Raw genomic sequence first — 24,522 nt, 5'->3', positions numbered from 1 at the left:
ATGACAAATCAACACAAGCTGTTGCCCTCACTGCTGGACCGATTGCTGGACGATCGTCCGCACCAGTCCATCGAAGCGTCGTCGCAACGCTTGTGTTCGCTGGCCGATTACAAGGCCAGCATCGTTCGCGACCTGGAGATCCTGGTCAACACTCGCCAGTCCCTGGTCGCCAACGAGCTGGACGATTTCGTCAATCTGAGCGGCAGCATCCTCGATTACGGCATGCCGGATTTCACCAGCCGCAGCGTGCTTGATCCAAAGGATCGTCTGTTGATTCAGCGGCAACTCGAGAAAGCGATCAGCGACGGCGACCGGCGCTTTCGCAGCGTCAAAGTCCAACTGCTCGCGCAACAAACCGGCCAACGCATGCTGACCTTTCGCGTGGATGCCGTCTTGCGTCTGCAAGACGTCAACCGGCAGGTGTCCTTCGACGCCGTGCTGCAGGTCAACACCCAGGAATACAAAGTGCAGAACCTCAACTGATGCTCGACGATCTGCTGCCCTATTACGAAAAGGAACTGTCGCACCTGCGCTTTTTGGGCCAGGAGTTTGCGAGCCAGTATCCGAAAATCGCTTCGCGGTTGCTCATCGAGGGCGATAACTGCGAAGACCCGCACACCGAGCGCTTGATCGAAGCGTTCTCGTTCCTCTCTGCGCGGGTGCACAAAAAACTCGACGACGAACTGCCGGAAATCGTCGAATCGTTTCTTGAAGTGCTGTACCCGCACTACCTGCGCCCTACCCCGTCGATGTCGATCGTCGAGTTCAACCTGGGCAAGCAGGAAAAAATCACCGAAGCGTTCCGTGTGCCCCGGCATACCGAGCTCAGTGCCAACCCGATTGAGGGTGTGGTGTGTAAATTCCGCACCTGCTACCCGGTCGAGCTGTGGCCGGTGGCGGTGCAACAGGCGTCGTTCATCGAGATGGAACGCTCGGCGTTCAACGGCCACAGCGCTGACCTGGTCGCGCGCTTGCGCATTGGCCTGGCGGCGACGTCCGATGTGATGTTCGGCAAGATGGAGCTCGACAGCCTGCGGTTTTTCCTCGACGGCGAAAGCACGTTGATGCTGCAGTTGTACGAACTGCTGTTCAACAACCTGGCCAAGGCCACGTTGAGCTTCGAGGATCAAGGGCGAAGCCGCGAGGTGGTCTTGCCGGCCAATGCGTTGAAAGCGGTCGGTTACGGCCTGGACGAAGGGCTGGTGGATTACTCGGAGCGTTCGTTCCTCGGTTATCGCTTGCTGCACGAATACTTCACCTTCCCCGACAAGTTCATGTTCTTCGACCTGTCCGGTTTTGCACGCATTCTGGCGGGCAAGGAAATCAAGCAAGTCGAGGTCAATTTCTACTTTTCCGACTACGACCTCAGCGATCGCCTGGCGCGCCTGACGCAAAATATCGGGCGCAATAACTTCAAGCTCAATTGCACGCCAATCATTAACCTGTTCCGCCAGCAGGCCGAGCCGGTCAAGCTGACCCACGCCCAGCACGAGTACGCGGTGACGCCGGATGTCCGTCTGCAAAGCTCGGCCGAAGTGGTGTCGATTGATCGCGTGCGGCGCGTGCGCAAGGTCGGCGGTATCGATCAGGTCGGCACGTGCCATCCGTTTTTCGAACCCCGGGGCGATCAAGGCCCCGGCCAAAGTTTCTGGATTGCCCGGCGCCGCGCCGTGCACACCGGCCAGCGTGACGGCTCGAACGTGTTTATTCGGGTGGTGGACCGCGAACTGGGTTTGCTGGAGGCCAACAACGATACGTTGAGCATCCGTCTGACCTGCAGCAACCGCGACCTGCCGCTGATGCTGCCGTTCGGGGGCGAGCGCGGCGATTTCAATATTCCCGGCAACTCGGTGATCAAAGACATCCGCTGCCTGCGCAAACCTACCGCCACTGCCCGGGTGCCGCTGGGCAACGGGGTGATCTGGCGGCTGATTTCGCACCTGTCGCTGAACCACATGTCGCTGGTCTCCCGTGGTCGCGAAGTGCTGCTGGAGCTGTTGTCGCTCTACAACTACCGCAACGTGTCAGCCATCCGCAAACAGATCAACGGCATCGTTTCGGTGAGCAGCGAACCGGTGGTTGCACGCATCGGTCACCCGCGGCCGAACTTCGTTCGCGGCGTCGGCATCACCCTCAATTTCGATGAAAGCCAATACACCGGCAGCGGTGTGTTTTTGTTCGGCATGGTGCTCGATCACTTCTTTGGTCAGTACTGCTCCATGAACAGTTTTACCCAATTAACCCTTCGCACCTTGCAGCGCGAAAAGAGAGTCGTCCAATGGCCACCGCGAACCGGCGATCAACCCCTGGTCTGATTGACCAGGCACGGGCTGAGCCGCACCGATTCGAGTTTTTCCAATTGGTGCGCTTGCTTCGCCTGCATTACAGCAGAACCGGGCGCATGGACCTGGAAACCCGACCGCACGAAGACCCTTTGCGTTTTCGCTCGCAGCTGTCGCTCAACTTCCCGGCCAGTGAAGTCAGCGACTTGCAGTTCGAGCGCGAAGGCAAAGTGTCGGTGGCCGGCCTGCCGCTGTCCGAGGTGCAGGTCACGTTCATGGGGCTGGTGGGGCCGTCGGGTGTCTTGCCGCGCCCGTACACTGAGTTGTTGATCGAGCGACACATCCAGTACCGGGATGACGCGGCGCACGCCTTTCTCGACATCTTTTCGCACCGCATGACCACGCTGTTCTACGAGGCCTGGCAAAAGTACAAGTTTTACATCGAGTACGAGCGCAACGGCAGCTCGGATTTCGACCGCTATCTGCTCAACCTGGTGGGGTTCGGTCCCGAGGCGCAGAAGCAGAAGTTCGACAAACAGGGCTCGCCCTTGCGCCGTGAATTGTTCAGCTATTTCTCCGGCCTGTTCGCCCAGAAGCCACGCAACGCATTGAACCTGGAAGTGATGCTCAGCTTCTATTTTTCGCTGCCGTTCAAGGTCAAGCCGTTTGCCGGGCGCTGGCTCAAACTCGATGCCAGCCAGTGCACGCAACTGGGCCGCAAGAACGCCGTGCTCGGGCAAAGTGCCGTCGCCGGTAACCGGGTCTGGGATTACCAATCGTGCGTGCGCATCGAGACGGCCCCACTGGAGCTGGCCGACTATCAACGCTTGCAGCCGGGTGCCATCGACTACCAGAAACTGCTGGAACTGGTGCGTTTCTATGTCGGTGCCGAGCTCGACTTCCAGCTGGCGCCCAAGCTCAAAACCCAAGCCGTACCCGTGGCCCGCCTCGGTCGCCAGGGCAATGTTTCGCTGGGCCGGCTCGGCTGGCTCAAACGTCCAGGCGTCGACGTGGAACCCTCCCGTTGCGCGCTCTTCCACATTCCTTTTGATGGGGTCTCCCTGTGAACCTGAAGTCCCTGTTCGCCAAGCTGAACGACACCAGCCGCACCGCCACCGAAAGCGCCGCGGCGCTTTGTCTGTCGGAACACCACTACGATGTCGAAGTCGAGCACCTGTTGCTGCAGTTGCTCGACAGCAACGACAACGACCTGCCGGCCATCCTGCGCCATTACGACGTGGTGCCTGAGCGTTTGCAGGCACAATTGGTGACGGCACTGGGGACCTTCAAGAAAGGCAATACCCGCACCCCGGCGCTGTCCCCGCACCTGACCCGCATGATCGAGCAGGCGTGGGTGCTGGCCTCCATCGAGTTCGGCCAGGCGCAGATCCGTACCGGTCATCTGCTGCAGGCCTTGCTGGATGACGATGAGCTGCGCCGGGTGGTGATTGCGGGTGCGGCCGAACTGGAGAAGATCAACGCCGACGATTTACGCGTGAACCTCAACGCGCTGGTAGAAGGCAGTGCCGAGTCGAAACAGGCCAAGGCGCTGGACACGTCCGGCGGCGCCAGCGCCAACCCGGTAAAAGGCAACGGCAAAACCCCGGCCCTTGATCAATACACCATCAACCTCACGCAAAGTGCACGCGAAGGCCGGATCGATCCGGTGCTCGGTCGCGAGTTCGAGGTGCGGCAGATGGTCGACATCCTGACCCGTCGCCGCCAGAACAACCCGATCCTCACCGGTGAAGCCGGCGTCGGCAAAACCGCCGTGGTCGAAGGCCTGGCCCTGCGCATCATCCAGGGTGACGTGCCGTCGGTGCTCAAGGGCGTGGCCATTCACACATTGGACCTGGGCCTGTTGCAGGCCGGTGCCGGGGTGAAGGGCGAGTTCGAAAACCGCCTCAAGTCAGTCATCGAAGAAACCAAACGCAGCCTGCACCCGATCATTCTATTCATCGACGAAGCGCACACCCTGATTGGCTCGGGCGGCCAGGCCGGGCAGAACGATGCGGCCAACCTGCTCAAACCAGCCCTGGCTCGCGGCGAACTGCGCACTATCGCGGCGACCACCTGGGCCGAGTACAAGAAGTACTTCGAAAAGGATGCCGCCCTGGCCCGCCGCTTCCAGGTGGTGAAAGTCGAAGAGCCGGACGAAGACAAGGCGATCCACATGCTGCGTGGCCTGCTGGCCAAGATGCAGGAACACCACAAAGTCACGGTGATGGACGAAGCGCTGGTGCAGGCCGTGCGCCTGTCCAATCGCTACATCACCGGGCGCCAGTTGCCGGACAAAGCCGTCAGCGTGCTGGACACCGCTTGCGCCCGGGTCGCCCTGGGGCAATCGGCGCAGCCCGGGCCGCTGGAAGACTGCAAGCGTCAGATCGACAATTTGCAGGCGGAAATCTCGGTACTGCAGCAGGAAGCCGCCAAAGGCAGCGACCACGCCCGACGCCTGAGCACCCTCAACGCCGAACTGCTGAACGAACAGCAGACCCGCGACGCCCTCGAGCAACAATGGCAACGGGAACTGCAACTGGTCGAGCAACTGGGTGCCCTCAGCCACCCGGAAAATCAATCACCCGATGCCCTCGAGATTGCCGCCGTACGCGCCGAGCTGATCAGCGTCCAGGGCGAGCAACCGCTGGTGCATGCCCTGGTGGATGGCGGCACCATCGGTGAAGTGATCTCCGGCTGGACCGGCATCCCGCTGGGCAAGATGCTGCGCGACGAAATCGAAACCGTGCAGCGCCTGCCAGCGCTGCTGGGCGAACGCGTGCTTGGCCAGGACCATGCGCTGCACGAAATCGGCAAGCGCATCAAGATTTCCCGCGCCCGCATGGAAGACCCGAACAAACCGATCGGCGTATTCCTGTTGCTCGGTCCGAGTGGCGTCGGCAAGACCGAAACCGCACTGGCGCTGGCCGACACCCTGTACGGCGGCGAACGCAACGTCATCACCATCAACATGTCCGAGTACCAGGAAGCCCATACGGTCTCCAGCCTCAAGGGCTCGCCGCCGGGTTACGTCGGTTATGGCGAGGGCGGCGTGCTGACCGAGGCCGTGCGGCGCAAGCCTTACAGCGTGGTGTTGCTCGATGAAGTGGAAAAGGCCCACCCGGACGTGCTCGAACTGTTTTTCCAGGTGTTCGACAAAGGTGTGCTGGATGACGGCGAGGGTCGCGAGATCAACTTCCGTAATACCGTGATCATCCTCACGTCCAACACCGGCACCGACCGCATCATGCAGTGGTGCCTCAATGCACAGCCGCAACCGACGCCGGAAGCCATCGTCGAAGGGCTGCGCGACGAACTGAATCAGGTGTTCAAGCCAGCCTTCCTCGGTCGCCTGACCATCGTCCCGTATTACCCGGTCAAGGACGCGATTCTGGAGCGCATCGTCGCCCTCAAGCTGGAGCGCATTCGTCAGCGTTTCGAACGCAACCATCAGGCCGTCCTCAGCTATGACGAGGCGTTGGTCAAAGCCATCGCCTCACGCTGCACCGAGGTCGACAGCGGCGCCCGCAACATCGACAACATTTTGTCCAAGACCCTGATGCCGGAACTGGCGCAACGGGTGCTGGAGCGCATGGCGCAGGACAAACCGATTCAGAGTTTGAACATCGAGTTGGGCAGCGATGGCGATTTCGCCTATCGCCTGTCCTGACCGGGCATTTACAGGTAGTGGTCATGGATAACAGACATACAGGGAAGCGTTCCGCGAAGGCGGCATGGGCAAAAAGCCTGACGGCGGTGGCGGTGATGCTGGCGCTGACGGCTTGCGGCGTGACCGATCGGGTCAGCAAACGGGTCGACGACACATGGGCCGGCGACATGCTGTTCGATGACACCGAAAAAGTCATCCTGACGTCCGACGGCGGCAACCAGCTCAATCCCGACGCGGCCGGCCAACCGCTGTCCGTGGTGCTGCGTGTCTATCAACTGACTTCGCTTGAACGCTTTTCGTCGGTTGACGCGGACTCATTGTGGGACGACCCGCAAAAAGCACTCGGCAACACCCTGATCGAGAACCGCGAAATCACCTTGTTGCCAGGAATGGGCCAGGTCGACAAATGGCCGCTGAACAAGGCCACGGGTTATGTCGGCGTCGCGGCTTTTTTCCGCACTGACGAGAACAGCCGCTGGAAGGTCGCGTTTGACGCTAACTCCCTGCGCAAGGACGGCATCTGGTTCTCATCCAACGGACTGCGTGTGCTGGTGGACAACAACACGGTGTCCGCCGTCAGCGGCGTCGACGTGCTGAACAAACCCAAGAGCGAAGAACAACTCGCCAAAGCCTCCGCCCTGCCCGACCAACCGGCCCAGCCGACCCTGACCCAACGGGTTCAGGACGCCGTGATCGAAAAAGCCCAGGACGAGGCCGCCGGCTCCGCGCAAAAAGCGCTGGACTCGAAATTGAATTCATTTTTGGAAGGCGCTCAATGAGTAAGCAAAGCCGGGTGATGTGGTCCGAAGGCATGTTCCTTTTGCCACAACATTTCCAGTATCAGGATGAGTTCCACCAGCATCAGCTGGCGCAGGCAACGCTGCGTAACACGCCCTTTCACTGGGGCGTGCAGTTGCTGGAAGTAGACGAGGAAGCCCTCGCCACCGGTTCCCTGCAGCTCAAGCGTCTGAAACTGGTGTTTCCCGACGGCAGCCTGTTCGACGCGCCGCAGCATGATCCGCTGCCGGCAGCCCGCGACTTGAAAGACCTGCTCAAGGGCAACGACCTGAAGGTTTACGCCGCGCTGAAACTGCCTGAGCCCTTCGGCCTGAATTACGTCGAAGACGGCCAGGAGCAAAAGACCGGGCGTCGCTTTCGCAAGCAGTTCGACACCTTGCCGGACCTCAATGAAGGCGACCTGGAAAACGAAATCACCAGCCTGCGCCTGAACGTGGTGATGCTGATCGACGGCGATAATCTGGATGGTTACACCTGGTGCCCGATTGCCCGCCTGTCGCGCAACAACATCGGCGGTTTCAACCTCGACGGGCATTTTGTGCACCCGACGCTGCACCTGGGCACCCATGACACCCTGATCGGGCTGGGCAAGCGTTTGCTCGGCGCCTTGCAATCCAAGAGCAAGGCGTTGTCGGGCCGGCGTCGCGAGCGTGCGGACCAGATCGCCGAATTTGGCTCAAGCGATGTGACCCTGTTCTGGCTGCTGAACACGGTCAACCGTGCCCATCCGAGCCTGGCGCACCTGCTCGCGCACCCGCGTTTGCACCCCGAGCGTTTGTATCTGTTCCTGGCAGAACTTGCCGGCGGCCTGCTGACGTTTTCACTGGATACCCAGCTCAACGACATTCCCGAATACGACCATCACGATCCGGCGGCCTCGCTGGTCAAGCTCGACGAGATGATTCGCGTGCTGCTCGACAACGTGGTGCCGAACCAGTGCGTGGTGATCAACCTGACCCAGACCAAACCGTCGTATTGGCAAGGACAGCTGCACGACCCGCGGCTGGCGGAGGCGGATTTCTACATTTCCGTGCACGCCGACATGCCCGGCGCAAGCCTGCTGGAACTGGTGCCACGGGCATTCAAGGTCGGCTCGCCGGAGGACATCGAAGTGGTGGTCAACAGCGCCATGCCGGGCGTCACGCTCAATCACTCGACCCGCCTGCCCAATGCGATTCCGGTGCGACTGGACAATCACTACTTCTCCATCGAACCCCACGGCCGGGTCTACGAACGAATGATGAGTGCCCAGGCCATTTCTTTCTATGCGCCCAGCGCGTTCACCAACCTCAAGCTTGAACTGATGGCGGTACTCAAATGACCGAAGCCGTACTGCAAGGCGCCGTCGCGGCTGCCCGTGAAAAACCGACGCTCAAAGACCTGGTGCAGGACTTCATCAGCATGGCGCTGATCGTGCGCAAGGGCCGCCAGGTCACCTCGGTCAGCGCCTTTGAAGCGAGCGTCGACACGTTCTTCAATTCCCTGGAACGGGATGCCCGCAGCGCCAACTACAGCGTTGAGCAGGTGAAGGACACCCAGTACGCCCTGTGTGCGTTCCTCGATGAAAGCGTATTGCGCTCAGAGGAAAACGAATTGCGCCGTCACTTTGAATTGCAGCCTTTGCAGTTCCGCTATTTCGGCGTGCACCTGGCCGGCGAAGGCTTTTACGAGAAGATCGATTCGTTGCGCGGCGACGTCAAACAGAATCTCGATGTACTTGAGGTGTATCACCTGTGCCTGGCGTTGGGTTTCGAAGGCAAGTTCACCATTGGGCAAAAAGACCAGCTGCGTTACCTGGCCAACACCCTGGGTCAGGACATCGCGCGTTTTCGCAAGACGCCCAAGGCGCTATCGCCCGACTGGGCACTGCCAGACCAGGTCTCGCAGATGCTGCGCCATGAAGTCCCCCTCTGGCTCTACCTGGCGCTGATTGCGCTGGTCTGCGTGGGTGTTTACCTGACGCTGGACTGGTTGCTGGGCAAGGATGTAGCCGCGTTGTCCGAACAAATCAGCCAGCTGTTCAGTGCCTGAGCACAGGTCAGGTAACCGAGTCAGGAAGACATGAAGACATTATTGCGTTTGTTGAAAAGCTTTTGGTTCCTCATCCCCGTCCTGTGGCTGGCAAGCCTGGCGGTCAGTTGGTTCGCGGCCCCGCGCGTGAGTTGGCTGCGCGGTTATGCGCTGGAGACGATGGCGATCGTCAGCGCCTTCTACCTGCTGATCATTGTGCTGCGTCAGTACAAGCGTATCCGGGCTGAACACAACCTCGAAAACCTGGTGCAAATCGAAGTTGACCGGTCGCTCAAAGGCGCCGGTGAGTTCCGTGACCAGCAAGTGCTGCGCGAACGCCTCAAGCACGCCATCGCCATGCTGCGCGCCGATCGCTCGGCCGGTGGCGGCGGTTCGTCGGCACTTTACGATTTGCCGTGGTATCTGGTCATCGGCATGTCGGCCGCGGGCAAGACCTCGTTGCTGACCCGCTCGGGGCTGTCCGCCAACATTGCCAGCAGCGCCAACGACACCGAAAGCGGTACGCAGCACTGCGATTGGTATTTCAGCCCCGAGGCCGTGATGATCGACACGGCCGGCCGTTACCTGCGCGACGACCCGTCGGCCAGCGAATTCGCCGCCTTCCTGCGCATGCTGAAAAAACAGCGCAGCAAGGCCGCGGTCAATGGCCTGGTGTTGGTGGTCAGCCTGCCGGAACTGCTGGCCTGCAGCGTGGCCAAGCGCAATGAGCTCGCCGCGCAACTGGTCTCGCGTATCGAGGAATACAACGATTGCCTTGAGGCCAATCCACCGATTTACCTGATGCTGAGCAAGACCGATCAACTGCCGGGGTTCAACCAGGCGTTCGAAGGCCTGGACCTGAACGAGCGCCAGCAACCGCTGGGCATGACCTTCGGTTTGTCCGAGATCCGTAGCCAGGGCCTGCGTCCGGTGCTGGACGCCAAGCTGGCCAACCTGCACGGCCACATCCGTCGTCACGTCGACGCGCAGATGATTGCGTTGGGGGCCGATGCCAACAGTGCATTGCTGAACTTCCCGAACTATTTCGCCGAGTTGTCGGGCGTGCTGGAGCAGTTTCTCCAACACTTCGCCGAGAGCCGTCGTAGCGGCGCGCCACTGTTGTTGAGGGGACTGTATTTCACCAGCGCCTTGCAGACCGATCAGCAACTGAGCCAGGTGTATGAAGACGACCTGGCCGAGTCGTTCGCCCTGCAACCGGAGCAGGGGCAACCGGAGCCAAGCACCGGCCGCAAGATCAGCGACCGCAGCTACTTCATCACCGATACGTTCCGTCGGGTGATCTTCCCCGATCGCGACTTGACCGTTTACCAGTCGCGGTTCGGCAAGAACAAATCCGCCAGCCCTGCCCTGCTGGGTCTGGCGGTGCTGGCGGGTGTGGCGTTCATTGGCTGGCAGATCCTGTCGTTCCAGAACAACCGCCAGTGGCTGGCGACACTGCGCGAGCAACTGACCGAACTGCAACAATCGCCGGACAGTGTGCGGTTACTCGCCTCGGGTCACGGCCTGGAATTGCTGCGCGAGCAACTCACCACTATAGAGAAGCACCGCGCCAAAGGCGTGCCGCTGCAACTCGGCGCCGGCCTGTACCGGGGTGACGATGTTTATCGCGTCGCACAGACCGCCTACTTGCAGCAACTGCGCACTCAGGCCCTGGAACCGATCACCCTGCAACTGCAATTGCAGATGCGCGCGTTCAATGAGTTCGCCAAAACCATGGACCCGCAGAATAACTTTGCGCCTGCGACGGCCAAGGCCGGCTCAGCCAAAGCCCGTTTGCAGGGGCAGAAACTGCCAACCCGCCTGAACAACCTGCCGCGCAGTACCGGTGATGTAGCCAGTCGCTTGAACGGGGCTGCCAGGGGCGCCGCAAACAAGGTTCGCGGCGAAGCACTGACAGCACTGCGCAACCCGGCTACCGCGAGCGATGCCGCTGAACTGTCGGCGACGACCGGCGGGCTTTCGCTGTCCGAAGAAATGTTGGGCCGACTCGATGAACGCCAGGTCGCTTCGATTATCGAATCGTACAACGCACTCAAGTTGTATCTGATGCTGACCCAACCTGCGACCCATCCGGATCCGGAATTCGTGAGTGCGGCGCTGCCAGTGGCCTGGGCCAAGACCGCCAGCACCGACAACGCGGTCAGCAGTGCGGTGATTCAGGACAATGCGCCGGCGTACGTGCAATTGCTCAAGAGTGGTCAGGCGCCGACCTTGTCGCGCAACGAGCAGCTGATCAGCGAAACCCGCAACAGCCTGAAGTCGTTCATGATTTCCAGTTCGCTGGTAGACCGCGAATACCTGCGCCTGCAACTGGAATCGAGTCGCCAGTTTCCGGCAGTGGGCCTGAGCGATCTGGTGCCCTTGCCGGGCCGTCAATTGCTGTACGGCACAGAAGCGGTCCCAGCGATTTTCACGCGTCAGGGCTGGGAGCAATTCGTCAAGCCGGAGCTGATCAAACTGGTGTCGGGCAACCTGCAGAATGAATCGGACTGGGTGCTCGACGGCGAAGGCGCCGACAGCATTGTGCAGAAGGCCAATTTCATCCGTGAGTTCATGGCGCGCTACAAGCGCGATTACACCCAGGCCTGGTACACCCTGATCGACAGCGTCGGCGTTCGCCACTTCACGGACATGGCCAACGCGACTCAACAACTGTCGCTGCTCAGCGATGTGCAGAACTCGCCGGTGAAGATCCTCCTGGCGGCGGTCAATGACAACACCCAGTGGGATGTCCCTGCCCCCCGCGAAACCCTGCAGGCAGGCATCAAGCCCGATGACGGATTCTGGAGCAGTGTCAGCGGCATTTTTGATGGCAAGAATGCATCGCCACGCTCACTGATTTCGCCATTGCCGGCGGTTGACGACGGCAGCCTGGCCAAACGCTTCGAGCCGGTGTCGCGGGTGTTCGCCGTGCAAAACGCCGAAGGTGCCGACAGTACGATCATGGACCGCTACCTGGCGGGCTTGCGCAAACTCAAGGTGCGGATGAACAACATCCAGCGCTCCCAGGATGTCGGTAAAAGCAGCAAGCAGCTGATCAGCGAAACCCTTGAAGGGCTGCCAAGCGAAGTGACCAGTGTGCGCAACTATGTCGAGACCACCGTCGACACCAGTCAGGGCGGCTTGTCCACTGCGTTGCAGGGCCTGTTCAGCCTGCCGATCCAGTTTGCCTGGGAAACCTTGCGTGACCCTGCCGGCCAACAGATTGCCAAAGCCTGGGCACAGCAGATCGCCAAGCCGTGGGAACAGGTCATGGCGCACCGTTATCCGATCGCGGCAGGCAGCCGCAACGAAGCGTCGGTCAAGGACCTGCAGCGTTTCGTCGACCCGGAATCCGGCCTGCTGCCAAACTTCAAGCGTAACGAAATCGGCAACCTGTCCGGTGGCGAAGGTCTGGGCATGAGCAGCGACAGTAAGGCAACGCCGCTGGTCAACCCGAACATGGTCAACAGCATCGACAAGGCCAGCTCGTTGGGCCAGGTGATTGCCAGCCTGTCGGACCGCGACAACGGCTTCGAGATCATGCTCGAACCCTCAGCCAGCCTGACCGACATCATCTTCACCCTCGATGGCCAGGTGCAGCACTACCGTAACGGCAAGACCAGCTGGAGCCGCTTCTCGTGGCCGGGCACGACCACCACGCCGGGCGCACGCCTGGATGTGGTGACCCTGACCGGCGAGCGCCTAACGGTGTTCGACTACCCGGGCCGCTGGGGCCTGCTGCGCATGAACGACAGCGCACGGGTCAGCGATCTGGACGGTATTCAACAACGTTTCAGCTGGAACACCAGCAGCGGCCCGGTCAGCCTCGCCGTGCGCAACTACGGTGGCGTCAAGCTGACGGACCTGGGCAACGTCAAGGCCTTGAGTGCGCTCAACGCCAAAGAAGGTCGTCCGCTGTGATAGGCCGCCTCTCGAATCAGGGAACCGGCCAATGATCGGCTGCTTCGGCAAAGTCCCCGCGAGCCCGGACTTCGTCAGCCTGCAAGGTGCAGGCGACGACGTCTGCGAGTTCGACGGCTGGTTGCAAGGCGCGCTGGCCGCCTTGCAGCACCGCGAAGACTGGCGCGAACTGTTCGACGCATTGCCGCTGTGCTTTTTCAGCTACCGCGCGCGCAGCGGCAACTGGCTGCTGGGCGGGCTGATCAGCTCGAAAGATTCGAGTGGGCGGCGCTATCCGTTTTTCATTTTCCAGACGCTCAAGGCCAGCGAGGCCGAGCCTCTGGTCAATCCGTTTACCCTCGGCGAACTGTTCAGCGGGCAGATCAGGCCCTTGCTGCACATGGCGGTCCAGGGCGAAAGCACTTCGGTGCTGTTCGAACGCATCAAGGCCCTGCGCCCATTACAAGGCCAGGACTTCGAGTTGTTCCGGCGCGTGCATGACAAGTTTCTGGTGAATTTCAATCTGCGCGACATCAGTACCGCGCTCGAAGGTGCCTACCCGGAGTTCGTCACCAACGCCGTACTGACCCGGCTCCTGGCCCTCAGACGGCACCTGTCTCACCCGACGCCGATCGGCATCGCCCTGCCCTTGCCGGCGGAAAGAGGCCTGAAGAATCCGACCGCCGATTTGTGGGTCACCTGGCTGAGGCATATGACGCCTGAACGCGCGGTGCCACAGGTCAACCTGCTGGCCGACGACTTCATGCGTCCCAGGCTGATCTGTTTTGTCTCACGCCAGACCAGCGATGCCTACCGCGTGCTGACGGGGATCAGTGAGCGTTCGCAAAGCTACGACGTGCTGGCCTCTTTCGAAGCCTTCGACGAGCACCACCGCACACACGCCTTTCCCGAAATCGACCGCCCTCTGGGTGACGTTATCGACCGTTTTGTCGATGCCCTGGATTCGAAGTCCGTATGAACAAGATCAAGTATTACTTCTTGCGCTATCAACCCTACATTCTCGGGGTGTGCTTTTTCCTCACGATCTTCGTGGTGTGGGGCATCGGGCGGGCGTTCGATTTCAGTTCGCTCAACAGCCTGCTGACCGGCATTGGCGTGTTCCTGGGGCTGTCGGCCAGCTACGTCTTGCTGCTTTATCGAGGCGTGTCCCGGCATCACAATCTCGAAGGATTGCTGCGCGAAGATGCCGATCAGGCGGTATTGAACGCGAGCCCGGCCGATCGCGAAGAGGTCAGCCTGCTGCGCGAGCGGCTGCTGCAGAGCATTGAACGCTTGCACAACAACAAGCCCCGTGGCAGCAACGCCAAAGATGCGCTGTATGCCCTGCCCTGGTACCTGGTGGTCGGGCAGCCTGCGGCCGGTAAAAGCACCATGCTTTATCAGTCGGGTCTGAATTTCCCCTACGCCGAACGCGAGGGCGTGCGGGTCGCGGGCCTGGGTGGCACGCGCAACTGCGACTGGTTCTTCAGCTCCGAAGCGGTCCTGCTGGACACCGCCGGCCGCTACATGAATAACCAGGAAGAGGCCGGCAAATGGCGGGCCTTCCTTCAGCTGCTGCGCCAGCATCGCCAGCGCCGGCCACTCAATGGCCTGATCGTCACCGTCAGCATCCACGACATCCTGCAATCCTCGCTGGAGGATCAGGAACGTATCGCCAAGCGCCTGCGCGAACGCATTCAGGAAACCCATGCCCTGCTGGAAGTGCGACTGCCGGTCTACCTGGTGTTCACCAAGTGCGACCTGGTCCCGGGTTTCGCCCCCTTCTATCGCCAGCTGGATGAAACCGCGCGCGGCGAAGTCATGGGCAAGACCTTTTCCCACAAAGGTTACGAGCAGGCCGATTGGGGCCAGCGCTTCGGCGTCGCAATGGACGAGTTGGTCGGCTACTGGCAACAGGTGGCGAGCCAGCAGTTGGTGACGCAGGACATCCAGATCACCCGTCAGGATTCGGCGGTATATCGCTTCCCGCTGGAACTGGCGGCGCTCAAGCCACGGCTGCAACTGTTCGTCGATGCGCTGCTGCGGGCCAATCCTTATCAAAATGCAGAACTGCTGCGCGGCTTCTATTTCACCAGCGCCCTCGATGCCGACCAACCGGAAATGGGTGGACACGCACGCCAGGTGACAGAGCGCTTCTCGCTCGAACGGGATCTGGAGATCGCCAGCGGCAACGCGCAAGCGCGCCCGTTGTTCATCAACAGCCTGTTCCGCAAAGTCATCATTCCCGACCAACATCTGGTGGCGCTGTACACCACCAACCATCGTGAGCGTCGGCGCAAAGCGGCATGGATCGGCGGTGCCGGCCTGGTTGCGGTGCTGCTGTGCAGCCTGCTCGGCTGGTCGTACATCAACAACCGCAACACCCTGCAAACCCTCTCGACAGAGCTGACCCAGGCCGCTGCCGACGATCACTCGGTCACCGGCCAATACACCGATTGGCAGACCCTCGATCGTCTGCGCTTCTGGACCGCGCATTACTACGCCCGACATCATGACGAAGGCGTGCCACTGCGCATGCGCCTCGGGCTTTACCAGGGTCATAAGGTCGAGCCAATGTTGCGCAGCCAGTATTTCGAGCGGCTGGAAACCGTGATGCTCAAACCCACGGCCGACAACCTGACCCGCTCGCTGTATTTGCTGACCACGCTGAAGGTCTATCAGCGCAATGCCAAAGAGTTAATGGCGGTGACCGGCGTGGACAGCGTCGAGCCCAAGGCGTTGCCGAACGACAACCGCGCACAATCCATTGCCGCGTTCGGCAAGGCAACGCTGGACACCTACGTCATGCTGTCGCGTGCGCAACGGGACAAGGCCGACCCGGCGTTCCTGAAAGCGAAAATCCCGGATTACTGGTATCCGGCAATTGCCCGCCAGGTCGGCAGCGCCGCCGTCACCGCCACCCCTCAGGACTATGAGTTCGCCAGCCGGCAGATCAATTTCTACAGCGATCAGATTCACGAGCCGGACGTGCCGCGGATCCTCGACAACGCGTTCCTGATCTCCAGCTCGCGCAACTACATCAACAGTCTGCTCACGCAGTCGTTGCGCTCGATCGAGACCATCACGCTGGAGTCGGACACCCTGTTCGCCTTTGCCCGTGCCGACTTCCAGAGCCTCAAGACTGAGGGGCAAAGCCAACTCAGCGCGATTGCCGGCAAGCTGCTCAGCACGCCCAACATCGGAAAAATCATCATTGCCGGCCACGCTGATCAACTCGGCGATCCGCAGGGCAACCTGCAGGTTTCCAGGCAACGGGCACAAACCATCAAGACGTATCTGGTGGGCAAAGGCGTCCCCGGTGAGCTGGTAGAGGCGGTCGGCGAAGGCAGCAACAAGCCTTTGGTCAAGTGCGATATGCAGCAACCAAGGGCTCAACTGATTCACTGCCTGGAACCCAACCGGCGGGTAGAAATCGAAGTGCGGGCACTCAATTGAGACGCTACGTGCAATGAAGAAAAACCGCCACTCGGGCCAGTCCCGAGTTGGCGTAACACACCTCTCTTGATTGTTTCAAAGAGGTTAAACGAAGGGCTGTGATCTGTTTGCAGGTGACAACCTTTAAATGAAGGTAAGGAGAAACTAAAAATGGCATTTGACGCATACATCCAGATCGACGGCATTCCAGGTGAAGTACTGGACGAAAAACACAAGGATTGGATCGAAGTGTTGGGCTACGAGTACGGCGCAACCCAGGCCACTTCCGCGACGGCCAGTTCGTCGGGTGGTGCTTCGTCGGAGCGTGTAGCGCTGAGCGACTTCAGCATTCGCAAAGCCGTGGACAAGGCTTCTGCCAAGCTGTTCGAAGCCTGCTGCAAAGGCACGCACATCGCCAAGATCCAGCTGAATGTGAACCGCGCTGGTGGTGACAAGGTGACCTACCTGACCATCAACCTGGAAGAAGTCGTGGTGTCTTCGGTCAAAGCGGTCGCCGGTGGCAGCCAGAACGGTGAAGACAAATCGGTTGGCGACCTGCCGATCGAAGAAATCAGCTTCAACTTTGCCCGCATCAAAACCACCTACACCCAGCAGAGCCGTGCCGATGGCCAGGGCGGCGGCAACGTCACCGGTGGTTGGGATCGCACTGCCAACAAGGTTTTCGCATAACACCGTGGCAATGACGGGCCGCTCCGGCGGCTCGTTTTCAGCACCGTGCCTGCCGGGCAGGCACGGTGTTCTTTTATTTTGATCAGAGTTTCCTATGTCTGAATTTCTCAACGACCTTTCGCTGGCCGAACTGACCGCGCCCATCAATGAGGGGAGCGGCGAAGACTTGAGCTTTTCCGCCTTGTTCGATCAGGTGAAAGAAGCGCGGCGAGCAGACCCCGATTATTTGACCCAGGGTGACTGGCAAACGGATCTGAAGTCCTCTGACTGGGATCTGACCATCACCCTGGCTGCCCAAGGCCTGGCTCGACAGAGCAAGGACCTGATGCTTGTCGCCTGGCTCAGCGAAGGGCTGGCGCACAAGTACCACTTCAGCGGTATCACCTTTGGCCTGACGCTAGCCGAACGCATTCTGGACTCTTTCTGGGCCGACCTGTTTCCGTCCCTCGAAGACGGCGTCGATGAGCGCGCGGCCCGCCTGGCGTGGATGAAGACGACGCTCGCCGATGTCGTCGGCGGTCTGCCCATCACCCAGGGCCAGCAATACGGTTTGCTTCGTTATGACGAGTCCCGGCATGTCGAAAACCTGGCCCTGCAAAGCCCGCAGGCCATGCGCGCCGCCCTTGACGAAGGCAAGATCAACGCCGAGGCGTTCCAGCGCTCGGTGGTGCTGACCGACTCGGATCACCTGCGCCGCAAAGCCGGCGAAATTGCCGCCAGCCTGAGCGCCTGCCAGCAATTGCAGAGCACCGCTGACCGGCTCTTCGGCCATGACGCGCCAAGCTTTGCCGGGCTCCATGACGTGTTGTCCCGTGCCGGCCAACTGGCTGAGAAACTGCTCAAGGATCGAGGGATCGAACTGAACCCGACCCCAGTCGCGCCTGCCCCGACCGTCTCCGAAAGCGCTGGCGCACAACCCACAGGTGCTGCAATGACCCAGACCCAGCAAGACATTCCCGTCACGCCGTTGCGCACCACGCCCCAGACCCGCGACGAGGCGTTCACCCTGCTGGCGGGGATCGCGCAGTTCTTCAAGCAGACCGAGCCGCAGAGTCCCGTCCCTTACCTGATCGAACGCGCGATCAAATGGGGCAACATGCCGCTGGAAGGTTGGCTCAACGATGTCATCAAGGACAGCAATGTGGTGGATAACATCCGCGACGTGCTGGGGACCAAGGAAGCGAAGTCCTGATTCGGCCCCGAAGCTCGCACGACACAAAAATGGCGGGCAAAAAAAATCCCGGGCAGCTGATGGACGCCCGGGACTTAAAAATGCATAAACCGTGGTGGTGAACGCGGCGCGGATATTACGCAATGTTTCGCGCTGTAACAAGATATTTTGTTTAACCAGCCAGTTACTAAAAAGCCTAACCCATTAAATATCCAGATATTTTTTAGGGTTAACCTGGAATCCTCCTTAACTATAGGAACCAGCGATACTCCCTCGCACTGATGTCGTGCAGGAAGGCCAGGTGGTCCTGACGCTTGTTCTCGCAATAGACATCCACGAACTCCGCACCCAATCCTTCGCGTAGTGGCGAGTGATTTTGCATCGAGTGCACGGCCTCGAGCATTTCCAGCGGGAAATCGATGCCACTGCTGCGGTCTTCGTTCAGCGGTGCAATCGGCTCGCACTCCCCTTCCAGCCCCTGCTCCAGGCCCACCAGAATGGCCGCAAGCACCAGGTATGGATTGGCATCAGCGCCGGACAGACGGTGTTCGATCCGCAGGTTTTTCGCGTCCGAGTCCGGCACGCGCAGGCACGCATCACGGTCTTCAAAGCCCCAACTGGCGCGCGATGCGACGTTCACCGTGCCGCTCAGACGGCGCAGGGCATTGTGGTTCGGTGCGAAAATCGGCATGCAGTGCGGCAATACATCCAGGCAACCGGCCACGGCATGGCGCAATGCCTGCTGGCCGTTCACCGCCAACAGGTTATTTCCGGCCTTGTCGTACAGGCTCACATGCACATGCATGCCGCTGCCAGGGTGCTGCAAGTACGGCTTGGCCATGAAACTGGCGCGGTAGTTGTGCTTGAGCGCCACGCCACGGGTGCTGCGGCAAAACAGGGCGGCCCAGTCGGCGGCGCGCAGGCCGTCATCCGAGTGGCCAAAATTGATTTCAAACTGGCCCGGCCCCAACTCGGCGGTGATTACCGTGGCATCGATACCCTGCGCCCGCGCGGTCTCGACCATTTCATCGAGCACCGGGGCAAACCGCGACAGGCGTTCGATGTGCATGTTTGGCTGGTCATCGGCATCACCCGTCAACGGATCGCGGGCAAACTGCGGCAAACCATCACGCAACTGGCTGTCGAACAGATAGAACTCCAGCTCGAACGCCACCACCGGGAAAATGCCTTTGCGTTTGAGTCGGTCCAGCACTTGCGCCAACACTTCACGCGGCTCGAAGACGATCGGCTTTTCTGTGCCATCGGAGGTGATGAGCATTTGCCCCAGTGGCTGTTTCTCCCAGCTCACCAACTTGAGCGTGCCCGGCACCAGGCGACGCAGCGCATCCGGGTCGCCGTCGTTGAAGCAATAGTCACCAATCTTGAACAGCCCGCCCTGAGTGCCAAGCAACACACAGTTTTGCGGCAACTTGAGCGCACTGCCGGCGGCGACTTTTTCGAGCATTTCGATCGGGTAGCGCTTGCCATAGAAATGGCCCGGGATGTCCAGGGAAATCAGGTCGACGTAACGCACATCGGGATTGCGCTGACGAAACCCGCGCACTTCGGCCAGCAGTTCAGAGCACACAGCATCCATCATTCTGATCCTTGTTTTTTATCAGGTGTAAACCCAGAGCACGCGGGTGAGTTGGTCTGACAGGTTGCCGTAACGGCAATGGGCATGACTGGCGAGTTGAAAGCTGTCGCCGGCGTGCAGAGTCACCGGCTCGTCGTCATCCAGCCACAACGTCAACTGCCCTTCGAGGACGTAGCCGCCCTGCTCCGAGCTGTCTTTCATGTGCCGGTCACCACTGCTCGCACCCGGTTCCAGCTGGCTCTCCAGCATCGAAAAGGACGCGCGCATTTTCGGTGAAACCATGATGTCGGTGATGCCGTCGGCGTAGTACAACGTGCGCCGCTCATCCGGCCGCGTCACCCAAGGCAAGGCCATGGGCTTGGGCAGGCTGTAGAAATAGGTGGTGGGCACGCCGAGGGTTTCGCTGATGGCCGTCAGGTCGGCGACCGTTGGACGGGACAAGCCGCGCTCGACCTGCGACAGAAACCCCACCGACCGGCCGATTTTGTCCGCCAGTTCCTTGAGGGTGTATTTCTTGTGTTTGCGCAGGTCCTGAATCAGGATCGCCAGCGCCGAAATTTCTTCTTGCATGTCCATCTATAGGCTTCCGCAAATTCTCGTTTCAAATGCTGTCGCGCAGCCGATACCAGGCTTTGCCGATGGCTTCCAGCGGAGCGGCCATGTACTTGCCGCCGGGAAAGCTGCCGTTGGTCAAACCCTGGTACAACGCCAGTTCATCCTGCTGGCCGAGTATCGCATCGGACACCGCCCGCGCCCCGGCCAGGGTCGGCAGCACACCGTGCCCGGAGTAGCCCTGCATCCAGTAAAGGTCGCCGCGCCGGCCGATGTCGGGCGTGCGCTTGAGGGTCAGGTCGATGTGCCCGCCCCAGGCGAATTCCAGCTCTACGCCTTTCAATTGCGGGAATACGCGTTCCAGACACGGCCGGGTGGCACCGGCGATGTCCTTCGGCATGCCGCCGAGGTAGGTGCAACCACCGCCGAACAACAACCGGTTGTCCGGCGTGCGACGGAAATAATCGAGCACGAACTGGTTGTCAGTGACACACACATTGCCCGGCAGCAACGCCGTGGCCTGTGCCTCGGTCAGCTCAGCGGTGGCCACCTGGTACGTGCCGACGGGCAACACACAACTCGCGAGTTGTGGATCAAGGCGATCAAGGTAGGCATTGCAAGCCAGCACCAGCACATCCGCGCGGATGTGACCGCGCTCGGTGGTCACCACGTACCCGCCTGCCTCCTCGCGATAATCCAGTGCCTTGCTCTGTTCATGAATCACCCCGCCGGCACGCTCAATCGCAGCGGCCAGCCCCAACGCCAGCTTCAGCGGATTCAAATGCCCGCCCTCGGGATCAAACAACCCCGCCTGATAGCGCTCGCTGGCAACCCAGTCGGGCAACTGGTCCCGGGGGATGAACTGCAAACCGTCGTGACCCCATTTGTGGCTGGCTTCGTGCTGCCATTCGGTGAGCAGACTGACCCGGCGCGGCATCACCGAGGTCCACAAGTGCCCGGGCCGATAGTCGCAATCGAAGCCATGGCGTCCCGGTAAATCCCGCAACTCCCGCGCTGCCCAACGCATCCCTTCCCACAACTGCCGCGCGCGCTGGTAACCCAACGCGGCTTCCAGCGGCGGCATGTCGCATGACCAGCCGAGAATGGCCTGGCCACCGTTGCGTCCTGATGCAGCCCAGGCCACTCGGCTGGCTTCCAGCAACGTCACGCGCTTGCCCGCCAGGGCCAGACGTAATGCGGTGTGCAGGCCACTGAAACCGGCACCGATAATCAGTATTTCAGTGGTTTCTTCGCCTTCAAGAGCCGGTCGATTGGGCAACTGATCCGCACAGGTATGGGCGTAATAGCTGGCGATGTGTTGGGTGGATTGCTGAAACATACCGGCTCCGTGAAATTTTATAGTTTTAATTTCATGAAAAAATACACGACGAATTTCATATGGGCAATGGTGTCGTCAGCGCAGCACGGATAGGTACACAAACCAAAACGCAAAAAAAATCCCGCCCAGGCAATCCCGGGCAGGACTCATATCAATCAAAAAACCAGAAAATCACGCAATCGGAATCAAAGGATCCGCCGCCGCCCACGCCACTGCACGATCAGCCACCGGCGGGTAAATCCAGACAGTGTTGATCTGCGTCTTGAGTTCCTTACCCTCCTGCCCGATCAACTTGACCTGACGATCCCAACCCTCGGTATAAACCGCCCCCCAAGCCCCCAGATCCAGACACGTTACATACTTCGGCTGACGATACGGCGTCGGTTCGACACCCAGAATTTGCGCCGCAACGTTATTGCCCGCATGACGCCCCAACACAATGGCGTGCTGACACGTCATCAACGCATGGTTGCCCATGTCATCAGTGGCCGCGTAGGCAACATCACCCGTGGCATAGACATCGTCCAGCCCGATGACTTTCAGATGCGCATCAACATGCAGACGTCCCAGATGATCGCGCTCGGCGGGGATCTGCTCGGTCAGTGAACTGGCACGTACGCCGGTCGTCCAGACCACGGTGCTGGCCTCGATGCGCTGGCCGTCGGACAACGTCACGCCCTGTTCATCAACAGCGACAACCGAAGCGTTCAGGTGCCATTTCACGCCGGTTTCAGTGCTGGCCTCAGCGATTTTCTCGGCGATTTGCGGCCCCATGGAACCGCCGACCTTATTACCGCGATCCACGATGATCACGTTGATGTCCGCACGATCACCCAGGATGGCACGCAGGCGAGTCGGCATTTCAGTCGCCGTTTCGATGCCGGTGAAACCGCCGCCGGCCACCACGACGGTATTGCGCGCCGGGCTTTCTGGCTGGTTGACCAGGGACTTGAGGTGGTTTTCCAGGCGCACGGCCTGCTCGATCTGGTCGACATCGAACGCATGCTCAGCCACACCCGGGGTACCAGGCACGGCCAGACGACTGCCGGTGGCCAGAACGAGTTTGTCGTAGATGGCGACCTGTTTTTCGCCCGCCGCGTCGATGTAGCCAACACGCTTTTGCGCGACGTCGATGGTTTCGGCGGCGCCCTTGATGAACTTCACACCGACCGCATCGAACAGTTCGCCAATCGGAGCGGCCAGCTGGTGGGCATTCGGCTCGTAGAAGCGCGGACGCACACGCAGTTCGGCCTGCGGAGCCAGCACGGTCACTTCAACGTCATCGTGACCATGAATGTCGAACAGACGCGTGGCGCTCAAAGCGGTCCACATGCCACCGAAACCTGCGCCGATTACCAAAATATGCTGTTTCATTTGTCGCTCCAGAGAGGCATTGAAATTCGTTGAATGATCAGGGGATTGGTGTGCTCGTCCTTGTGAACGCAGCGCTTGGCTCCCGACCTGACAACGGCGACTCTATTTGTCCTAGTTAAAAGCCGCAACAGATTTTTTCAAATGCTTGCAATCGATCAAATCGATACACCGGCAAAACCCTCTGAAACCGATAGCTTCAGCGCAGTTATCGGAAAAATTCAAAAGCGCTTCGGCGCGTTGTATGGTCGGTCATCAGCTGTTAATATTTGCGACAACATTAGTCGGAGATCGAGATGTCTCTTTACAGCGCAGGTGTCGAGTACGGCATTCACTGCCTGATTTTCCTGGTGGGTAATTGCGGCGATACCCGTGAAGCGAGCGTGCGCGACCTTGCGCAACTGCAGGGCGTGCCCCTGGACTATCTGGCAAAAATCTTCACCAAACTGGCCAAGGCAAAACTGGTGGTCGCCACCGAGGGTGTGCGGGGGGGCTTCAAGTTGGCGCGACCAGCCGACGAGATCTCGCTACTGGATATCGTCAACGCCATCGATGGGCGCAAGGCCATTTTTGAATGCCGGGAGATTCGCGGTCGCTGCGCGTTATTTGAAGGTGAAGCTCCCGACTGGGCGCTTGAAGGCCACTGCTCGGTGCATGGCGCAATGATGACGGCGCAAAAGCGCATGGAAGACGCCCTTGCCCAGCAAACCATTCTGGATATCGCCCGGAAGGTCGCGCGCAAAGCGCCCGCCGAGTTCAATGCGCAGGTCGACAACTGGATGAATGACCGCCGGGAAAAGAAAGGCACAGCGAACGCTCAGGCAAGCGACGATCAACTCATCCAGGTCACGGACATTTCCGGCTGAAGACTACAGGCAGTCACGCACTGCATCGCGCAGTGCGCCGGATTTCGCCCAGGGCGGCCCTTGATACAGCGACACCCGGCTACCGTCCTTCGACTTCACGATATCCAGAACCTCATCGGCCGTGATGATGCTGGGCGCGGTGATCCGGTAGCCATTGGAAATCGACGCTTGAGTACTGTTGGAAACTTCTTTCTGCCACATCGGCAATACGCACGCGGCATAGTCCTTGGGTGCTTTCTCACTGTACTTGCTGACATTCGGTTCGCCGGGCACTACAGACGCCGGCAACGAACATCCCCCCATCAACGCCAAAACCACACCCCCCAACCACATGCGACTCTGCATAAAGCATCCTTATCCTGAAAACATGAAATGTAGCCTGTCCCCACCCCGGCAGCCATTTTTGGCGTCGCGCCTTAGACGATGGTGCTGTGATCGCCATTTGCAAGATCGCTACGTGACTACGACAGCGAATTTTTCCGTTCGCGCAAATTTCCCGACCAAAGGAAGCGGCGCAGAAGCAGACGAATACAACGCCTCGTGTCAGTAATGGGTCTAATCTTTCGTAGCACTGCGTTTCAGGAGAACATCATGTGGCTTAACGAAAGCGAACAAGCGCTTCGGCGTGATCTGCAAGGGCTGGCATCAGACCTGCGATGGTCGGCAGTGGAACTGTTGCGCATCGCGGAGCAATTGCGCCTGACCGGTAACGATGTCGATGCAGAAGCCGTCAAGCGCCTGTGCGACCTGTTTCAAGGCGACGAAAAACGCTTGTCGGCGTACGCCGAGGAAGTGAAAGCCAAGACCATCACTCGCAACAAGTGAGACCTTTCACCGGACA

19 protein-coding genes are annotated in these 24,522 nt (G+C 60.1%); 14 read left to right on the top strand and 5 right to left on the bottom strand.

Translation table 11 applies throughout. The annotated features are described in order from the left end of the window. From tssE to tssA, 12 genes are all read left to right on the top strand, one after another. A complete protein-coding gene (gene tssE, locus M5G20_RS14485; RefSeq protein WP_075949370.1) occupies positions 1 to 483 on the top strand; it encodes a type VI secretion system baseplate subunit TssE in 483 nt (160 codons plus the stop codon). Continuing rightward, entirely contained in the window at positions 483 to 2,315 is a 1,833-nt protein-coding gene (gene tssF, locus M5G20_RS14480) for a type VI secretion system baseplate subunit TssF (protein ID WP_273919620.1), read from the top strand. Before tssE ends, tssF begins: the two co-directional genes overlap by 1 nt. Beyond that, positions 2,279 to 3,349 (top strand): type VI secretion system baseplate subunit TssG, encoded by a 1,071-nt coding sequence (gene tssG, locus M5G20_RS14475; RefSeq protein ID WP_150736178.1) that lies wholly within the window; start codon positions 2,279 to 2,281, stop codon positions 3,347 to 3,349. The genes tssF and tssG overlap by 37 nt, the downstream gene beginning before the upstream one ends. Continuing rightward, a complete protein-coding gene (gene tssH / locus M5G20_RS14470) occupies positions 3,346 to 5,949 on the top strand; it encodes a type VI secretion system ATPase TssH (RefSeq protein ID WP_273919619.1) in 2,604 nt (867 codons plus the stop codon). Before tssG ends, tssH begins: the two co-directional genes overlap by 4 nt. A 23-nt stretch (positions 5,950 to 5,972) precedes the next feature. Next, entirely contained in the window at positions 5,973 to 6,728 is a 756-nt protein-coding gene (gene tssJ / locus M5G20_RS14465) for a type VI secretion system lipoprotein TssJ (RefSeq protein WP_273919618.1), read from the top strand. Next, positions 6,725 to 8,068: a type VI secretion system baseplate subunit TssK gene (gene tssK / locus M5G20_RS14460; protein ID WP_034150984.1), complete on the top strand. Its 1,344-nt coding sequence runs from the start codon at positions 6,725 to 6,727 to the stop codon at positions 8,066 to 8,068. The genes tssJ and tssK overlap by 4 nt, the downstream gene beginning before the upstream one ends. Further along, on the top strand, positions 8,065 to 8,778 hold the full coding sequence (icmH, locus tag M5G20_RS14455) for a type IVB secretion system protein IcmH/DotU (protein ID WP_273919617.1): 714 nt from the start codon (positions 8,065 to 8,067) through the stop codon (positions 8,776 to 8,778). Before tssK ends, icmH begins: the two co-directional genes overlap by 4 nt. A 30-nt stretch (positions 8,779 to 8,808) precedes the next feature. Continuing rightward, positions 8,809 to 12,681 (top strand): type VI secretion protein IcmF/TssM N-terminal domain-containing protein, encoded by a 3,873-nt coding sequence (locus M5G20_RS14450; RefSeq protein WP_273919616.1) that lies wholly within the window; start codon positions 8,809 to 8,811, stop codon positions 12,679 to 12,681. A 31-nt stretch (positions 12,682 to 12,712) separates the two neighbouring features. Further along, positions 12,713 to 13,639: a type VI secretion system-associated protein TagF gene (gene tagF, locus M5G20_RS14445; protein ID WP_273919615.1), complete on the top strand. Its 927-nt coding sequence runs from the start codon at positions 12,713 to 12,715 to the stop codon at positions 13,637 to 13,639. Then, on the top strand, positions 13,636 to 16,116 hold the full coding sequence (gene tssM / locus M5G20_RS14440; protein WP_273919614.1) for a type VI secretion system membrane subunit TssM: 2,481 nt from the start codon (positions 13,636 to 13,638) through the stop codon (positions 16,114 to 16,116). The genes tagF and tssM overlap by 4 nt, the downstream gene beginning before the upstream one ends. Before the next feature lie 150 nt (positions 16,117 to 16,266). Next, the gene (locus tag M5G20_RS14435) at positions 16,267 to 16,785 is read left to right on the top strand and encodes an Hcp family type VI secretion system effector (protein ID WP_075949379.1); all 519 of its coding nucleotides are present in this window, start codon (positions 16,267 to 16,269) and stop codon (positions 16,783 to 16,785) included. 94 nt (positions 16,786 to 16,879) lie between these two features. After that, a complete protein-coding gene (gene tssA / locus M5G20_RS14430; protein WP_273919613.1) occupies positions 16,880 to 17,977 on the top strand; it encodes a type VI secretion system protein TssA in 1,098 nt (365 codons plus the stop codon). Between the two features lie 229 nt (positions 17,978 to 18,206). Here tssA and M5G20_RS14425 read toward each other — a convergent pair whose 3' ends face one another. The 4 genes from M5G20_RS14425 to M5G20_RS14410 all read right to left on the bottom strand — a co-directional run bounded on the left by M5G20_RS14425 (position 18,207) and on the right by M5G20_RS14410 (position 22,818). Then, positions 18,207 to 19,553, bottom strand: a complete 1,347-nt coding sequence (locus M5G20_RS14425; protein WP_273919612.1) for a glutamine synthetase family protein — start codon at positions 19,551 to 19,553, stop codon at positions 18,207 to 18,209. A gap of 21 nt (positions 19,554 to 19,574) precedes the next feature. Continuing rightward, positions 19,575 to 20,129, bottom strand: coding sequence for a helix-turn-helix domain-containing protein (locus tag M5G20_RS14420; RefSeq protein WP_075949382.1), 555 nt, complete (start codon positions 20,127 to 20,129; stop codon positions 19,575 to 19,577). A 25-nt stretch (positions 20,130 to 20,154) separates the two neighbouring features. Further along, positions 20,155 to 21,444 (bottom strand): NAD(P)/FAD-dependent oxidoreductase, encoded by a 1,290-nt coding sequence (locus M5G20_RS14415; RefSeq protein ID WP_273919611.1) that lies wholly within the window; start codon positions 21,442 to 21,444, stop codon positions 20,155 to 20,157. Positions 21,445 to 21,615: 171 nt separating this feature from the next. Beyond that, positions 21,616 to 22,818, bottom strand: coding sequence for an NAD(P)/FAD-dependent oxidoreductase (locus M5G20_RS14410; RefSeq protein WP_273919610.1), 1,203 nt, complete (start codon positions 22,816 to 22,818; stop codon positions 21,616 to 21,618). A gap of 293 nt (positions 22,819 to 23,111) precedes the next feature. Here M5G20_RS14410 and M5G20_RS14405 point away from each other — a divergent pair, with 293 nt between their 5' ends. Continuing rightward, entirely contained in the window at positions 23,112 to 23,681 is a 570-nt protein-coding gene (locus M5G20_RS14405; RefSeq protein ID WP_273919609.1) for an RrF2 family transcriptional regulator, read from the top strand. 3 nt (positions 23,682 to 23,684) lie between these two features. Here M5G20_RS14405 and M5G20_RS14400 read toward each other — a convergent pair whose 3' ends face one another. Next, a complete protein-coding gene (locus M5G20_RS14400; RefSeq protein ID WP_273919608.1) occupies positions 23,685 to 24,026 on the bottom strand; it encodes a hypothetical protein in 342 nt (113 codons plus the stop codon). 246 nt (positions 24,027 to 24,272) lie between these two features. Between M5G20_RS14400 and M5G20_RS14395 the strand changes: the two genes are divergently transcribed. Beyond that, the gene (locus tag M5G20_RS14395) at positions 24,273 to 24,506 is read left to right on the top strand and encodes a hypothetical protein (RefSeq protein ID WP_273919607.1); all 234 of its coding nucleotides are present in this window, start codon (positions 24,273 to 24,275) and stop codon (positions 24,504 to 24,506) included. The last annotated feature ends 16 nt before the right edge of the window (positions 24,507 to 24,522 follow it).

The organism is Pseudomonas sp. TNT2022 ID1044, from assembly GCF_028656895.1.
Classification (GTDB): domain Bacteria; phylum Pseudomonadota; class Gammaproteobacteria; order Pseudomonadales; family Pseudomonadaceae; genus Aquipseudomonas; species Aquipseudomonas reinekei.
The sequence above is the reverse complement of the archived record's forward strand: the minus strand, read 5'-3'. Positions and strand labels throughout refer to the sequence as shown.

Excerpts from the sequence above, each read along its gene's own strand:
- tssF (WP_273919620.1), top strand. The coding sequence starts at position 483 with ATGCTCGACGATCTGCTGCCCTATTACGAAAAGGAACTGTCGCACCTG.
- M5G20_RS14400 (WP_273919608.1), bottom strand. The coding sequence starts at position 24,026 with ATGCAGAGTCGCATGTGGTTGGGGGGTGTGGTTTTGGCGTTGATGGGG.
- tssA (WP_273919613.1), top strand. The coding sequence starts at position 16,880 with ATGTCTGAATTTCTCAACGACCTTTCGCTGGCCGAACTGACCGCGCCC.
- tssE (WP_075949370.1), top strand. The coding sequence starts at position 1 with ATGACAAATCAACACAAGCTGTTGCCCTCACTGCTGGACCGATTGCTG.
- M5G20_RS14415 (WP_273919611.1), bottom strand. The coding sequence starts at position 21,444 with ATGTTTCAGCAATCCACCCAACACATCGCCAGCTATTACGCCCATACC.
- tssJ (WP_273919618.1), top strand. The coding sequence starts at position 5,973 with ATGGATAACAGACATACAGGGAAGCGTTCCGCGAAGGCGGCATGGGCA.
- M5G20_RS14425 (WP_273919612.1), bottom strand. The coding sequence starts at position 19,553 with ATGGATGCTGTGTGCTCTGAACTGCTGGCCGAAGTGCGCGGGTTTCGT.
- M5G20_RS14420 (WP_075949382.1), bottom strand. The coding sequence starts at position 20,129 with ATGGACATGCAAGAAGAAATTTCGGCGCTGGCGATCCTGATTCAGGAC.
- M5G20_RS14395 (WP_273919607.1), top strand. The coding sequence starts at position 24,273 with ATGTGGCTTAACGAAAGCGAACAAGCGCTTCGGCGTGATCTGCAAGGG.
- M5G20_RS14450 (WP_273919616.1), top strand. The coding sequence starts at position 8,809 with ATGAAGACATTATTGCGTTTGTTGAAAAGCTTTTGGTTCCTCATCCCC.
- tssG (WP_150736178.1), top strand. The coding sequence starts at position 2,279 with ATGGCCACCGCGAACCGGCGATCAACCCCTGGTCTGATTGACCAGGCA.
- tssK (WP_034150984.1), top strand. The coding sequence starts at position 6,725 with ATGAGTAAGCAAAGCCGGGTGATGTGGTCCGAAGGCATGTTCCTTTTG.
- tagF (WP_273919615.1), top strand. The coding sequence starts at position 12,713 with ATGATCGGCTGCTTCGGCAAAGTCCCCGCGAGCCCGGACTTCGTCAGC.
- M5G20_RS14410 (WP_273919610.1), bottom strand. The coding sequence starts at position 22,818 with ATGAAACAGCATATTTTGGTAATCGGCGCAGGTTTCGGTGGCATGTGG.
- icmH (WP_273919617.1), top strand. The coding sequence starts at position 8,065 with ATGACCGAAGCCGTACTGCAAGGCGCCGTCGCGGCTGCCCGTGAAAAA.
- M5G20_RS14435 (WP_075949379.1), top strand. The coding sequence starts at position 16,267 with ATGGCATTTGACGCATACATCCAGATCGACGGCATTCCAGGTGAAGTA.
- tssM (WP_273919614.1), top strand. The coding sequence starts at position 13,636 with ATGAACAAGATCAAGTATTACTTCTTGCGCTATCAACCCTACATTCTC.
- M5G20_RS14405 (WP_273919609.1), top strand. The coding sequence starts at position 23,112 with ATGTCTCTTTACAGCGCAGGTGTCGAGTACGGCATTCACTGCCTGATT.